The organism is Rubrivirga sp. (assembly GCF_049648075.1).
Lineage (GTDB): Bacteria > Bacteroidota > Rhodothermia > Rhodothermales > Rubricoccaceae > Rubrivirga.
Window position 1 is genome coordinate 1 of the sequence record NZ_JBARYR010000523.1, and the last position, 12,829, is coordinate 12,829.

Sequence of the window (12,829 nt, forward strand, 5' to 3'; positions counted from 1 at the left end):
GAGTTGCGTCGGGTAGTGGCCTGCGCGGTCGGCGAGACCGACCCGGTCGAGCAGGTCGAGGGCCGTCGCGCGGGCGCCGCTCTCGCCGCGGAGCTCGACGGGGATCGCCACGTTCTCAGCGGCCGTCAAGGTCGGGAGCAGGCGGAAGTTCTGGAACACGAACCCGACCGACTGCACGCGGAGGGCCGCCCGTGCGTCCTCGTCCAACCCCTCGAGGTCGGTGCCAACCAGCTTCACCGTCCCGCGTGTCGGGCGGTCGAGCCCGGCGCACAGGCCCAGAAGCGTCGTCTTGCCACTGCCCGACGGCCCGATGATCGCGCACGACGCGCCGGGCTGGACCTCGAACGAGACGCCCTCGAGGACGGTCAGGTCGCGGCCGGCGTTCGAGAACGTCTTGGTCAGGTCGCGGGTTTGGAGAACGGGGTCGGTCATCGAGGTCGAGGGAGTCTGGCGTCGGGGCGCGCCCGGAGCCGCAACGGGGTGGCGGCGTCGGGCCGTACCCGGGTTCCCCGGAAGGGTTCGCGCACGGGGACGACCGGGGGCTCGAAGGTGATCGGCGTCCTCGAGGACGGGCACGGCGGAACCCCTCCAGCCCGTTCCGGGTGACCTCCGAAACGGATTTCGCCATGCGCCTCGCCTTCGCCGTCTCCTTGCTCGCCCTTTCGATGACCGGGTGCCAGGACGCCCCCTCGGACCCGCCGACCGCCCTCGAGGACGCCGCGGTGCCCGGTGCGACCGCCACGCCCGAGTCGAGGACGACGCCCGACCTCCCGCTCGCGGATGCCGACGAGGACGCGGTCACCGTCGTCTTCTTCGGGGACAGCCTGACGGCCGGCTACGGCTTGGAGAGCCAGAGCCTGGCGTACCCCGCGCTCGTCGGCGCCGACCTCGAGGCCGCGGGCGTGCCGGTCCGCGTGGTCAACGCGGGGGTCAGCGGCGAGACGTCGGCGGGAGGCCGCAGCCGGATCGATTGGACGCTCGCGAACTCTCCGCCCGACGTGTTCGTGCTGGCGCTCGGCGCGAACGACGGCTTGCGCGGCACGTCAGTCGATGCGATGCGCGACAACCTGAGTGCCATCTTGGAGGCCGTCAAGGACGCGGCGCCCGACGCCCGGCTCGTGGTCGCCGGGATGGAGGCCTTGCCCAACTACGGCGCCGAGTACACGGCCGCGTTCCGCGACGTTTTCCCGGCCGTCGCCCAGGAGCACGGTGCGGCGTTCGTGCCGTTCTTGCTCGAGGGCGTCGCCGGAGACGCCTCTCTCAACCAGTCCGACGGCGTCCACCCGACGGCCCAAGGCCAGCGGATCATGGCCGAGACCGTCCTCGAGGTCGTCGAGCCGCTCGTCCTCGACGACGCGAGCTAGGATGACGCTCGAGCCAATACCCGACGCCGTCCGCGTCCCGTTTCTCGACGCCACATCAGAGCTCGTCCTCGAGGACGGTGCGACCGACGAGTATGCCCAAGCGTGCATCGCGCATCTTAGCGTGCACCGCGCACCTTCACGCCCTCGACGATGTGACGCTCGACGAGATGGACCGTGCCGCCGTCCGCTATCGGACCGAGTTTGTCGAGGCGACGGACGTCGGGGGGAGCCGCTAGTGTCGGACCGCGATGTGCTCGCACTCATTCAGCTGAACGTGATGATCGTGCCCGCTGACGAGGGGCGCCGGGAGCCCGTCGTTCACCCCGAATGCGACTGCGAGTGGGAGGAGGAGCACGGCCTCGAGTGGGTCGTCCGGTCAGGGCGGGTGATCTACACCGGCCCGTACGAGGGCGCCGATCCGTGGGGCGAGGCCTCGGCCGGAGACACGTACTTCTAGTTCTCCCTCGAGGACGGTAGACCAACGCTCCGGTTAGTAGACGGATGCGGGATGGGTGCGAAGCCTTCCATCCCGTATCCCCCATCCCTCCAGCGTCCCGAAGGGTGCGCTAGAAGTTGGCCCGGAGGCGCAGCCCGCCGCCGACGCGGTCTTGCGCGACGTCGATCCGCACGTCGGGCCCGACGGCGAGATGGACGGCCCCGGCTCGGAAGAGGACCGGGAGACCGAGGGTCACACCCATCCGCTCTTGGCCCCCGCTCGTCCCCGTGTCCGCGCGAAGCGTGAAGGGCCGATCGGAAGGGGCGGAGGCAGTGACGACGCCACCGAGAAACGCGCCGACCGAGGGTTGCACGGTCACGTCCCTCACGACGACACGACGGAAGACGGTCGCCGAGATCTCAGCCCCGCCCTCGTTCCGGTCCGTGTTGCCCCGGTCGATCACCGCTAGGCCGTCGAGGGCGAGCGAGGGCGCGCCGATCTCCACCGTCTGGGCGAGGGCGCCCTCGAGGGCGAACTGGAGCCCGGTCCGCTCTCCGAGCCACGCCGTGTATCCGACCTCGAGGGCGAGCGCGAGCCGCCTCGACTCCGAGACCGGCCCGCCGACGTCGAGCGACGTGTGGTCGGCTCCTACTCGGACGCCCACGTCGAGGCCGTTCCCGAACCGCCACCCGCCGCCGGCGCCGACCTCGAGTTGGTCGTCCCCGAGACGGAGGACGTCGAGGGCATCGAGGACGGCGTAAGGACCGGCGTCGCGGACGAACTCGGACTGAGCGGCGACCGACGGCGCCAGCGCGATGAGGGCGGAGAGAAGGAGGAGTCGCATGAGAGGGTGGTGCTGGGAGCGTCCTCGAGGACGAGTCAGGCCTTCGAGCCGAACCGGGACTCGGTCCCGTTCAGGAGCCGCTTGACGTTGGCGCGGTGCGTCCAGACGATGAACGCGGGCACGACGATGGCGAAGATCCAGACCGGCGGCGGGTTCCGCACGTCGAGGCCGAAGTGCAGTGCCAAAAGCGTGATCGGTAGCGAGATCGCGCCCAGGATCGAGCCGAGGGACACGTAGCGCGTCGCCCACACGACGACGACGAACAGGGCCGCGGCGAGCGCGATGGGGATCGGCGCCAAGCCGGCCAGCATGCCCGCTCCCGTCGCGACGCCCTTACCCCCTTTCCACGACTCGAAAAACACGCGTCCCCACAACGTCACGACGTGCCCGAGCATCGCCGACGCCCCGGCGATCGTCGCGGCCCACGCGTCGGCCAAGTCGGGCCTCGAGCCCAGGATCCCGACCAAGGTCTCGCCGCCGACCCGGACCTGGGAGATCAGCACGACGGCGACCAGGCCCTTGGCGAAATCGAGGGCGAAGACCGCCAAGCCCGGCCCCTTGCCCATCACGCGCAGAGCGTTCGTCGCGCCGGCGTTTCCACTCCCGTGCTCCCGCAGGTTGATCCCTTTGATGCGTGCGACGACCAGGCTGAACGGGACGGCACCGAGCAAATAGCTCAGGATGATGATGAGGGCGAGCGAGAGCACGGCAGTGGTCGGAGAGGAGCGCCGTCAAGATAGGAGAGCCCGTTTGTGGAGCCCGCGTGGCGCCACGGCGGAGGATCGGTAGAGGGACGTGCAAGAGTCGGTGAGCCTGGCTCACCTGCACAAAAACCTGACAGGCGGCGCCCGATGTTCGCCCCGCGTCCCCCGGGCGCTCATGCGGCGACCCTGTGTCGACCGGCCTTGATCACTGCCTCATCTCGTGTGACGCGCCTCACGTTGTGCCTCGGACTCGCCGTACTCGCGGTCCCGGTCCTCGCCCAAATCGCCCCCGGTGGCGGACGCTCCGAAGCCCGCCGTGCGCAGTCCGGCGTCGCGAGCTACTACCACTCGTCGCTCCACGGCAACCTGACCGCGAACGGTGAGCGGTACAACCACAGCGCGCTGACCGTCGCACACCGGTCGCTCCCATTTGGGACGCTGCTCCGCGTGACCTCGGCGCACAACGGCCGCCGCGTGCTGGTCCGCGTCAACGACCGAGGCCCGTTCATCCGGGGACGCCAGCTCGACCTGTCCGGCGGCGCCGCGGATCGCCTATCGATGCGGCAGCGAGGGACGCACCGCGTCCGCTACGAGATCGTGCCGCCGAGCTCGCTCCCGAGCCGCCAGGCTGTGCCGGCACCGAAGGTCCGCCACTTCTAGAGCGAGAGGGAAGGGGGCGAAGGCTCAACCTCGAGGGCGGCGGGTCTCGCTTTATCGTCCTCGAAGCTGCTGCTTCGCGTGAGACGCCGCATCGAGGTCGGGCCGGGGACACCAGCGGTGTGCCCCTACGTTGACGCTGTGGCGTCCTCGAGGACGACTATCGAGCCACCGTCACCGGGACCGACGTCGCCCCCCCGTTCTCGATGAGCCGGACGAGATAGAGACCCGACGGCAACCCCTCGAGGTCGACCGTCGACCGGTGACCACCCGCGCCCAGCGTTCCGTCCTCGAGGATGGCCACCTCGCGGCCGAGCGCGTCCACGACCGACAGCCGGGCGGCCGACGCGTCCTCGAGGACGAACGAAACGGACAGCACCGTCGAGGCCGGGTTGGGCCAGGCGCGAAGGTCCGAGGCCGGCATCGCCTCCGGCTGGCTCGAGACGCCTCGGCCGCCCTCGAGGGTGACGACGAACAGGCCGGACTGGAGGTCGGAGACCAGGATCTTGCCCGACGGCAGGGGAGGCGTCGCGGTCCAGGCGCCCCGCGTGCCGTAGCCGGGCTCGAGGTAGGTGTCGAGGAACGCGACCTCGACCGGCGTGTGCGGCTCCGAGACGTCGAACACGCGCAGCCCCTCGGTGTAGTGCGCGACGAAGAGCCGGTCCCCGACGACGTAGCAGTTGTGGACGACGGCCTCCCGGTCGACGACGATCTCGCCGACCAGCTCGGCGTTCTGGATGTCGGTCACGTCGAAGATGCGCATCCAGTTGCCGTTCGAGCCGATCTCGTCGCCGACGTAGACCGTGTTGCCGTCCGGCGTCGAGCACGTGTTGTGGGCGCCGGCGCCGGGGTAGGTGAACGTCGTCACCAGTTCGATGTCGCTAGGGTCCGAGACGTCGAGGACGTCGACGCCGCCGCCGGTGTAGATCGCGGAGCCGTAGGCGCGGTCTCCTCGGACCTCGAAGTCGTGGTAGTAGACGACGGGCTGGTGCGTCGGCTGGAACGCGCCGAGGAAGCGCGGCGCGGCGGGGTCCTCCAAGCCGTAGACCCGGACCCCCGCGTCGCCCCGCGTCCGTCCGCCGACGACCCACAGCTTGCCCTCGGCCACCAACACGTTGTGGGACCCGCCGTTCGTCGTCCCGGGCTGGACGTCGAGGACGCCGACCTCGAGGGGCGCCGTCGGGTCCTCGAGGTCGACGATCTGGACCGGCCCGATCTCGTGGGCCACGTAAGCGTATCGTCCGAGCACCTTCACGTCCTTGGCGTCGCGGGCGCCGGGCGGCGACGCGACGAATCCGACCTCGACGGGAGCCTGGGCGGGCGCCGCCGTGACGTCGATGACCGACAATCCCGATCCGCGCCCGGTCAAGAGCGCGTACTCCGTCCCGTCCGGCGCGACGTAGCTCCAAACATCGCCGTACGTCGAGCCTCCCGCCCGGCCGGGATTGAGCGACGACCACGCCTCGACGCCGAGCGACACGGCCGGCGTGACCTCGACGGTGCGCGACGCTCGGACCCCACCGCCCGCGAGCAGGCGGACCTCGAGGTCGTACCGCGACCGGACGTCCAGGCCAGTCAGCCGGACTCTTCCCGCTTCAGCGTCCTCGAGGGCGAGCTGAGCGCTCGTCGCCGCGTCCACGACCTCGAGGTCGGCGTCACCGACGTACGACGCGGCCGTCCACTCGAGGTCGACGACGCCGTTCTCGACCGCCGCGGCCCGGACGGCGCGGAGCGGCGCCGGCGTGATCGCGAGCTCGGCTGGGCTCTCGAGAAGCGCCCGTCCATCCACGACGCGCCCTGCAAAGCCGTAATAAGCGTCGAGCTCGAATCCGTTTTCTCCCGCGTACGTCGAGCCGTCCCCGTCGTAGTCGCTCGCGAACACGATCAGCCACTCGAAGCCACCCGTCGGCGACCCGTCGGGGTTCCAGACCCGGTCTGCGCGCGCGCCGTCCTCGTCCTCGACCAGCCCGACGTTCAGCCGGCGTGGGGTAGCGGGATCGGACACGTCGTAGGCGGCGCCAGGGAAGCTCCCCGTTCCGAGGTCGCGCAGTCCGTCGCGATAGTCGAACACGCGCGCCACGGACTCGAGGGCGGGATCGAACCGGACCACGACGGGAGCAACGTCGGCGTCACGGACCGTCGTGAACGTGAAGTTGGCCCCGAAGTCTAGACCGCCCTCGAAGTACTCGCGTCCGGCGTCGGCGCCATCGAGCCAGCGGGGCTCCGGGCTCCACGACCACTCGAGGTCGGGCTGTGCCGAGGCGGCGGTTGCGAGGGCGAGGGCGACGAGGAGAGCACGCATGGGAGGTAAGGGTACACGAAGGCGTCCTCGAGGTCAGATCGATTCCAGGCCCACTTTGAGAGAAACGTCGAGGGCGCGGACGGAGTGCGTCAGGGCTCCGGTCGACACGAAGTCCACGCCCGTCGCCCCGATCCGGCCGACGGTCTCGAGCGTCACGTTCCCCGACGCCTCCGTCTGCACGCGGCCGTCCACGAGTCGGACGGCGTCCTCCAAGCGGGACACGTCCAAGCCGGACGCGGTGCGGACGGCCATGTTGTCGAGCAGCACGCGGTCGACTCGGATCCCGTCGTCCACGGCCTCGAGGACGGCCTGGAGTTCGTCGCTCGTTCGGGCCTCGACCTCGACGGGCACCTCGAGGTCGTTCACGGCGACGTGCCGCTGCACGGCCTCGAGGGCGGCCCGGACGCCGCCAGCCGCGGCGATGTGGTTGTCCTTGACCAGCACCATGTCGTACAGCCCGACGCGGTGGTTCTGCGCGCCGCCCAAGCGAACGGCCCACTTGTCGAGCGCTCGCATTCCCGGCGCCGTCTTGCGCGTGTCCAAGACGGTCGCAGGCGCGGCCTCGACAGCGAACCGTCGCGCGGCCGTCGCGATGCCGCCCATCCGCTGCATCAGGTTGAGCGCCAGCCGCTCGGCGACCAGGATCGAGCGCGCTCGTCCTTTGACCGACCCAAACGTGGTCCCAGCCTCGAGGACGTCCCCGTCGGCCGCGGTCCACTCGACCTCGAGGTCGGCGTCGACGGCGGCGAACACGCGCTCGGCGACGGCCAGGCCGGCGAGGACGCCGTCTTCCTTGAGGAGGAATCGGGCCGTGGCGCGGGTACCCTCGGGGATCGTCGCCTCGGTCGTGACATCGCCCGTGCCGAGGTCTTCGGCGAGAGCGCGGGCGAGGAGCGCGTCGAGGTCGGCTTGGAGGCCGTCGGGGAGCGGGAGCACGGGCGGAGCAGGGGAGAGGAGCGGTGTACGCCCCGGCCCTGAGCGGGCTCCGCTTAGACCCCGCGGTGGAACCGGTGGAACCCGCTCTGGTGGACGTAGCCGGTCTGCACCGGGCCGTCGTGCGCCGGGGTCTCGACCTGGCACCAGCGCTGTCCGGGCTCGGCGACCGAGCATTCCCCGACGAGGACGTCCGTCCCGTTCGTCAGACGAGCAACGACCTCGCCGTCCGAGCTCGGCCCGGAGCGGAGGTTGGCGTAGCCATCGTCGGCCTGGATGTCCCAGACCGCCCCGTCGAAGTGGAGCGGGCTGGCCGTGGACCACCCGCCGAGCGGCTCCGGGGTCCAGCGAACGCCCTGCTCGTCCTCGGCTCCCATCCCGCTCTGGTAGGCGACGTGCCGGCGCTTCGCGTACCCCACGTGGGCAGTGTTGGAGTCGTCTTGGTAGTTCAGGCGGCACCAGGCGTCGTCGTAGGCGAGGTCTTGGCACACGACGACCCAGACCTCGCGGTCGTGGCCCATGACCGCCTGCGCGTCGGCCTGCAGCGAGGGCTCGGCCCGTAGCGTGAGGTCCCTCGGTCCGTCGGCGTGGCGGACGTAGCCCCGAACGCTGACGTCGACGGACTCAGGGTCGTCAGCAGCTCGGGTCGGTCCCTCCGTCCCCCGAGTCCGCTCCGCCGTGGTCGTGTCTGGTTTTGCCGCCGCGCTCGATGGGGCCGTGGCGTCGGGCGAGTCGGCCGCACAAGGGACCAAGGTGAAGACGGCGAGGAGGACACTGATGCGCATGGTGTCGAGGTCGGAGCGTCCTCGAGGCTACCCGCTTGCGCGCGGCCTGTCGTTCTCCCCCAGATGCATTCCGACCTCGGGGTCGCTATTGGGCTCTGACCTCCTGCGCCACGGGCTCGACGACGCGCATCGGCGCCGGCCCCCACGCGTCGTGGCCGGGGACGAGCATCCCCTCGAGGTCAGCGGCGGTTTGTCCGTCCTCGAGGGCGGACCCGACGGCGGCGTAGAGCGACTCGAGGAAGCCCTTGAAGACCAGCAGGTCCGCCCGCGTCCCGATGACCGACGCGCCCTCTCCGGCGTGGCCGAACACGAAGATGGTCTCGTCCGAGTGGTGGTCGTGGACCGTCTGGAGCGTGTCCATCCACCCCGCGACCGACGCCCCGGCGCCTCGGTCGATAAACGGCTGGCGCCGGTTGAACATCAGATCGCCCATGTGGATCACGTCGGCGTTCTCGAAGTGGACCACGGCGTCGCCGGCCGTGTGCGCCGGTCCGTGGTAGCTCAGCGACACCACCTCGTCGCCGACGTCGGCGCTCCACGTCCTCGAGAACGTCTCCGACGCGTAGCGCTGGGTCTCGAGGCTGTTTCCCCGACTGGCCGATGCGCGCTGCAAGCCGGGCACGGCCTCGTGCGCGACGTGCCGCGCGGCGTTCGGCGCCAGGACGCTGTTTCCGGCCGTGTGGTCTCCGTGATGGTGCGTGTTGACCAACAGGTCGAGGCCGCGGCCGTCGTCCCGAAGTCCGTCGAGAAACGTCTGCGCCGACGCCGGGAACTGGGAGTCGACGGCCACCAGCGCATCGGCCGTCTGGAGGTAGCCGATGGTCCCGCCGCGCCCGGAGAACGCGCCCACGCCTCGGCGCAACATCTCGAACCCGTCCGCCCTCGAGGTCGCCGCACGCGCAAACGGCGAAACGAACGGGAGCGCAGCGGCGGCAACGGCGGAACGGGCAACGAACTGGCGACGGGAGAGGGGCATCGAGGTCGGGAAGGTGGTGGGCCAGCCAGCTACCTCGAGGACGGGGGAAGTGATCCGCGGCGCGTTCCCACGACGCCCATCTTCGAGGATGTAAGGGGAGACCTGGGCCGAGTCGGTTAGCGGTTCTCCTTCCGCAGGACCAGCTTAATCGCCGTCCACGTCTCGTCGATGGCCGAGACCTTGACGTCGATTAAGCCGAGTGGCAAGGCCGCTGCTCGGATCACGTCGCCGTCCACGGTGCTCGTGACGCCGGACGACTTCTTGGGGTACGAGACCCAGATCATGCCGGTCTTCGGGATCGCGTCGAGGAAGACGGCGAGCCGGGCGCGCAGCCCCTCGGCATCGGACGTGAAGTGGTGGACGATGCGTGGCTCGTCGTCCAAGGTGCCGTCCAGGCGCACGTCGTGCGGGAGCCCGCGCAAGAGCGTCCGGTAGTCGTCGGGCACCTCGTCGAGGTAGGCGACGGTGCCTTTGCGGTAGCCGAGCTTGCGCCACAGAGCCTTCCTCCTCACGACAACGCCTCGCGAAAGACCTCGGGCGGAGCGACCGGCCGGCGGCGCTCCGGGTCCACGAAGCACAGCGTGACGCGCCCCGAGATCAGCACGTCGTCCTCATCCTGCCGTCGGACCTGGTAGTCGATCGGCACGCGCACGCCGACGCCCTCGATGCGGCACTCGACCTCGACGAGGTCGTCGTAGAAGACGCTCGCGTGGTACCGGACGGTCGCCTCGACGACGGGCATGATGATCCCGCTCGCCTCGACGTCCTTGTAGGGCAGTCCCGCCTCGCGCAGCGCCTCTGTTCGCGCGGCCTCGAACCAATCGAGGACGTGGGTGTGGTACACGACCCCCATCGGGTCGCACTCGCGGTACCGGACGCGGTGGGAGTGGGTGTACGTGAGCATCGGGTCGTCCTCGAGGCCGGCGTGACAGGGGGAGAGGTCGTGTGTCGTCCTCGAGGTCGCGGCATCCCGTGCGTCCTCGAGGGCGAGGTCGGCGTCCGCTAGACGCGCTCCTCGAACGCGCCCATCGCGTCGAACTTGGCGAGGCGGGACGCCAAGAGGTCGTCGGTGGGCGTGCCCTCGAGGTCGTCGAGGTGGCGCGCGATGGCCTGGCCGACGGCGTCGAACTGGGCCGACGGGTCGTGGTGGGCGCCGCCGATCGGCTCCGGGACGATCTCGTCGATCACGCCGTTCTGGATCAGGTCCGGCGCCGTCAGCTTGAGCGCGCGGGCCGCGTCCTCCTTGTGGTCCCAGTTGCGCCACAGGATCGACGAGCACGACTCGGGCGAGATCACGGAGTACCACGCGTTCTCCAGCATCAGAATCCGGTCGCCGACGCCGATCCCCAGCGCGCCGCCCGACGCGCCTTCGCCGATCACGACCACGATGATCGGGACCGGGAGCCGCGCCATCACCATCAGGTTGCGGGCGATGGCCTCGGCTTGGCCGCGCTCCTCGGCCTCCAAGCCGGGATACGCACCGGGCGTGTCCAGAAACGTGACGACCGGCTTGCCGAACTTGGCCGCCATCTCCATCAGCCGCTTGGCCTTGCGGTAGCCCTCGGGGTTGGGCATCCCGAACCGGCGCTCGCGGCGCTGATTGGTGTCTCGGCCTTTTTGGTGGCCCAGCATCATGACCGTCCGGTCGCGCGAGCCGAACATCGACCCGCGGAACGTCGCCGGACCTCCAACCAACGCGCGGTCGTCACCGAACAGCCGGTCGCCGTGCAGCTCGACGAAGCCGGACGAGAGGGCTCCGACGTAGTCGAGCGTGTAAGGCCGCTCGGGGTGCCGCGCGATCTGGACGCGCTGCCACCGCGTGAGCCCCCGGTAGATCGACTGCCGCAGCGTGTCGACACGCGTCTCGAGCGCCGAGATCTGCGCCGTCAGGTCGACCGCGTCGTCGTCGGCCTCGAAGGCGCGGAGCTCGGCGAGCTTGGCCTCGAGGTCGGCGAGGGGCTTCTCAAAGTCGAGGAGGTGTGCCATGCGACGAAGCTACGGACGGACGGAGCCGGCCTCGAGGGCGGAGCTGGAGACATCGTCCGTTCCCGAGGAGGAGCCCGACGACGAGTGTTGGGCTCGGCCTTCGATCAGTGAGCCGGAGTGAGCGGTTTCGTCGGTTGAACCGATGAACTCGGCACCCAACACACCGACACGCTCTTCGCCCCTCGTTCTTCGCCGCACTGCCTCCGCCCCGTTACCGCTCCATCCGCACCCGTCGGCTGCTCGCCCTCGACGGTGCCGCCCTCGGGCATGTCGGTCTCGGCACGACCTCGAGGACGGATCCCGACCTGAACCGATGACGACGACGTGTACAGGCGAACGCTTCCACCACTTGTTGCGCCGGGGTGGCCATCTAGGACTCTTCTCCTACGCCCAGAATCAGCGCATCAAGGCCGCATCGACCGGTCCTGACCTGCGCGAGGTTCTTCTCGAAACCCGTGACGGAATGTGGGGCTACCGCCTGGGTCAGGACGACGGACTCGATTTGAGCTCGCTGTTCGAGAGCCCGCTGCTCATCCGGCTCGCCGACCGATTCGGGTGGACAATGCCAAAGGGCGACGCGGACGATCCGCGGCCTCCTGATCCGCTCGCCCTCGAGTCCCCGGGCGACGTCGACCTCGAGGCCGCTCTCAACGACATCGAGGAACAGATCGAGGCGTGGGCGAACGAACTGAGGTGGGCCGCCACCGGCTACTAACCCCGCGTCAGCGCGCGGAATAGGACCTCGAGGTCGAGCCACGCCGACTGGTGGCGGGCGTAGAACCAGTAGGCCCGATGCGCCTCCGTGATGGTCGCCGGTCGAGGACGGCGCGTATCCAAGACGGACACGACGCCGGGCGGCAGGCCCCACGCGGGCGGCGGGTGCGGACCGGTCGGGTCGTAGCCCACGAGCGCTCGGCGGCCGGCCAGGACCGATGGCATTCTCGAGGCAAACACCGATAGCCGGCGCAGCCGCTTCGAGGACGAGACGTTGGTGAGCGCCTGGATCACGGGGCCGAGCAGCACGAACGTGCAGGCGACGGGGACCTCGATGGCGCGGCGCCCCCACGAGGGTCGCAGCCGGGCGACGGTCCGCTCGGCGGCCACGAGTGGCGCCGCGTAGTCCTCGACGGACGCCTTGCCGATGATCTGGTCCCGGCCCGACGCCAGAATCTTGAGCTGGACCGGCAGGTCGCGCAGCGCCCGCATCCCATCGAGGATGGCCGTGTTGGTCAAGCTGTCGGACGCGAACACGACGTCGTCGGCGCCGTGGAGCCGGGCGAGGTCACGGAGCTGTCGAGGGCGCCCCGCGTGGGGGACGTCACCGTCTTCGATGCGGTCCGAGACGTAGCCGACGACCCGTAAGCCGTGGAGCCGTTCGTCGAGGAGCCGGCGCAGCCGGTCGGCCTCGGCGGCAGCGCCGACGACCAAGACGTTTCGGGGAGCCCGGCTCGAGGCTCGTCGCCACACGCGGCGCATCAGGATGAGAGCCGCAGCAGCGACCAGTCCGGCTCCGAGAACGGCACGGCTGAAGCCGAGGGCGGGGACGAAATACGTCACGGCCGGAACAGCCAGACCCGCGAGGCCGAGCCCCGCCAAAACGCCCACAAACGGCCGGCCGCTGTGCCGATAGCCGCCCGTCGCCGCGGTCGAGACGACCAACGCGGCTGCGTACCCGGGCAGGATCAGGCTGTAGTAGCTCGAGTCGAACGTGAACCCGGCGACGCGACTCCACGCGAGGGCCGTCGCCATGAGCGCGACCCAGGCCAGGACGAAATCGAGGGTCGGACCCGCGAGCGCCCGCGCGGCGCGGCCGAGCGCCGCCACGATGGCGCGGACGACGAT

At 70.3% G+C, this 12,829-nt stretch carries 15 protein-coding genes; 4 read left to right on the forward strand and 11 right to left on the reverse strand.

Annotation, left to right across the window (positions count from 1 at the left end; translation table 11 throughout):
* Positions 1-432, reverse strand: a 432-nt coding sequence (locus tag WBA11_RS14600) for an ABC transporter ATP-binding protein (protein WP_424521396.1), incomplete at its 3' end; no start/stop codon positions are given.
* A 194-nt stretch (positions 433-626) separates the two neighbouring features.
* On the opposite strand from WBA11_RS14600, the gene WBA11_RS14605 reads away from it, so the two are divergent.
* Positions 627-1,364 (forward strand): arylesterase, encoded by a 738-nt coding sequence (locus tag WBA11_RS14605; protein WP_424521397.1) that lies wholly within the window; start codon positions 627-629, stop codon positions 1,362-1,364.
* A gap of 1 nt (position 1,365) precedes the next feature.
* Positions 1,366-1,821 (forward strand): DUF6985 domain-containing protein, encoded by a 456-nt coding sequence (locus WBA11_RS14610; RefSeq protein WP_424521398.1) that lies wholly within the window; start codon positions 1,366-1,368, stop codon positions 1,819-1,821.
* Between the two features lie 109 nt (positions 1,822-1,930).
* Here the strand turns inward: WBA11_RS14610 and WBA11_RS14615 are convergent, their stop codons facing one another.
* Together WBA11_RS14615 and plsY are read right to left on the reverse strand one after the other, a co-directional pair.
* Entirely contained in the window at positions 1,931-2,644 is a 714-nt protein-coding gene (locus WBA11_RS14615) for a hypothetical protein (RefSeq protein ID WP_424521399.1), read from the reverse strand.
* 35 nt (positions 2,645-2,679) lie between these two features.
* Complete coding sequence (gene plsY / locus WBA11_RS14620) at positions 2,680-3,351, reverse strand: glycerol-3-phosphate 1-O-acyltransferase PlsY (protein WP_424521400.1); 672 nt, start codon at positions 3,349-3,351, stop codon at positions 2,680-2,682.
* 198 nt (positions 3,352-3,549) lie between these two features.
* Between plsY and WBA11_RS14625 the strand changes: the two genes are divergently transcribed.
* Positions 3,550-4,008, forward strand: a complete 459-nt coding sequence (locus WBA11_RS14625; RefSeq protein ID WP_424521401.1) for a septal ring lytic transglycosylase RlpA family protein — start codon at positions 3,550-3,552, stop codon at positions 4,006-4,008.
* 157 nt (positions 4,009-4,165) lie between these two features.
* Here the strand turns inward: WBA11_RS14625 and WBA11_RS14630 are convergent, their stop codons facing one another.
* From WBA11_RS14630 to WBA11_RS14660, 7 genes are all read right to left on the reverse strand, one after another.
* A complete protein-coding gene (locus tag WBA11_RS14630) occupies positions 4,166-6,307 on the reverse strand; it encodes a choice-of-anchor B family protein (RefSeq protein WP_424521402.1) in 2,142 nt (713 codons plus the stop codon).
* A 33-nt stretch (positions 6,308-6,340) separates the two neighbouring features.
* Positions 6,341-7,243 (reverse strand): carboxylating nicotinate-nucleotide diphosphorylase, encoded by a 903-nt coding sequence (gene nadC / locus WBA11_RS14635; protein WP_424521403.1) that lies wholly within the window; start codon positions 7,241-7,243, stop codon positions 6,341-6,343.
* A 53-nt stretch (positions 7,244-7,296) separates the two neighbouring features.
* A complete protein-coding gene (locus tag WBA11_RS14640; protein WP_424521404.1) occupies positions 7,297-8,025 on the reverse strand; it encodes an SH3 domain-containing protein in 729 nt (242 codons plus the stop codon).
* Between the two features lie 85 nt (positions 8,026-8,110).
* The gene (locus WBA11_RS14645; protein ID WP_424521405.1) at positions 8,111-9,001 is read right to left on the reverse strand and encodes an MBL fold metallo-hydrolase; all 891 of its coding nucleotides are present in this window, start codon (positions 8,999-9,001) and stop codon (positions 8,111-8,113) included.
* A 116-nt stretch (positions 9,002-9,117) separates the two neighbouring features.
* Complete coding sequence (locus tag WBA11_RS14650; protein WP_424521406.1) at positions 9,118-9,513, reverse strand: DUF3052 domain-containing protein; 396 nt, start codon at positions 9,511-9,513, stop codon at positions 9,118-9,120.
* Entirely contained in the window at positions 9,510-9,905 is a 396-nt protein-coding gene (locus WBA11_RS14655) for an acyl-CoA thioesterase (protein ID WP_424521407.1), read from the reverse strand. The genes WBA11_RS14650 and WBA11_RS14655 overlap by 4 nt, the downstream gene beginning before the upstream one ends.
* A 98-nt stretch (positions 9,906-10,003) precedes the next feature.
* On the reverse strand, positions 10,004-10,987 hold the full coding sequence (locus WBA11_RS14660; RefSeq protein ID WP_424521408.1) for an acetyl-CoA carboxylase carboxyltransferase subunit alpha: 984 nt from the start codon (positions 10,985-10,987) through the stop codon (positions 10,004-10,006).
* 313 nt (positions 10,988-11,300) lie between these two features.
* On the opposite strand from WBA11_RS14660, the gene WBA11_RS14665 reads away from it, so the two are divergent.
* Positions 11,301-11,702 (forward strand): hypothetical protein, encoded by a 402-nt coding sequence (locus WBA11_RS14665; RefSeq protein WP_424521409.1) that lies wholly within the window; start codon positions 11,301-11,303, stop codon positions 11,700-11,702.
* On the opposite strand, the gene WBA11_RS14670 is transcribed toward WBA11_RS14665, so the two are convergent.
* Positions 11,699-12,829, reverse strand: a 1,131-nt coding sequence (locus WBA11_RS14670) for a nucleoside-diphosphate sugar epimerase/dehydratase (protein ID WP_424521410.1), incomplete at its 5' end; no start/stop codon positions are given. The genes WBA11_RS14665 and WBA11_RS14670 overlap by 4 nt on opposite strands.

Coding starts and splice junctions, on each gene's coding strand:
- WBA11_RS14660 (WP_424521408.1), bottom strand. CDS start 10,987: ATGGCACACCTCCTCGACTTTGAGAAGCCCCTCGCCGACCTCGAGGCC.
- WBA11_RS14640 (WP_424521404.1), bottom strand. CDS start 8,025: ATGCGCATCAGTGTCCTCCTCGCCGTCTTCACCTTGGTCCCTTGTGCG.
- WBA11_RS14610 (WP_424521398.1), top strand. CDS start 1,366: ATGACGCTCGAGCCAATACCCGACGCCGTCCGCGTCCCGTTTCTCGAC.
- WBA11_RS14630 (WP_424521402.1), bottom strand. CDS start 6,307: ATGCGTGCTCTCCTCGTCGCCCTCGCCCTCGCAACCGCCGCCTCGGCA.
- WBA11_RS14605 (WP_424521397.1), top strand. CDS start 627: ATGCGCCTCGCCTTCGCCGTCTCCTTGCTCGCCCTTTCGATGACCGGG.
- WBA11_RS14655 (WP_424521407.1), bottom strand. CDS start 9,905: ATGCTCACGTACACCCACTCCCACCGCGTCCGGTACCGCGAGTGCGAC.
- WBA11_RS14665 (WP_424521409.1), top strand. CDS start 11,301: ATGACGACGACGTGTACAGGCGAACGCTTCCACCACTTGTTGCGCCGG.
- WBA11_RS14645 (WP_424521405.1), bottom strand. CDS start 9,001: ATGCCCCTCTCCCGTCGCCAGTTCGTTGCCCGTTCCGCCGTTGCCGCC.
- WBA11_RS14615 (WP_424521399.1), bottom strand. CDS start 2,644: ATGCGACTCCTCCTTCTCTCCGCCCTCATCGCGCTGGCGCCGTCGGTC.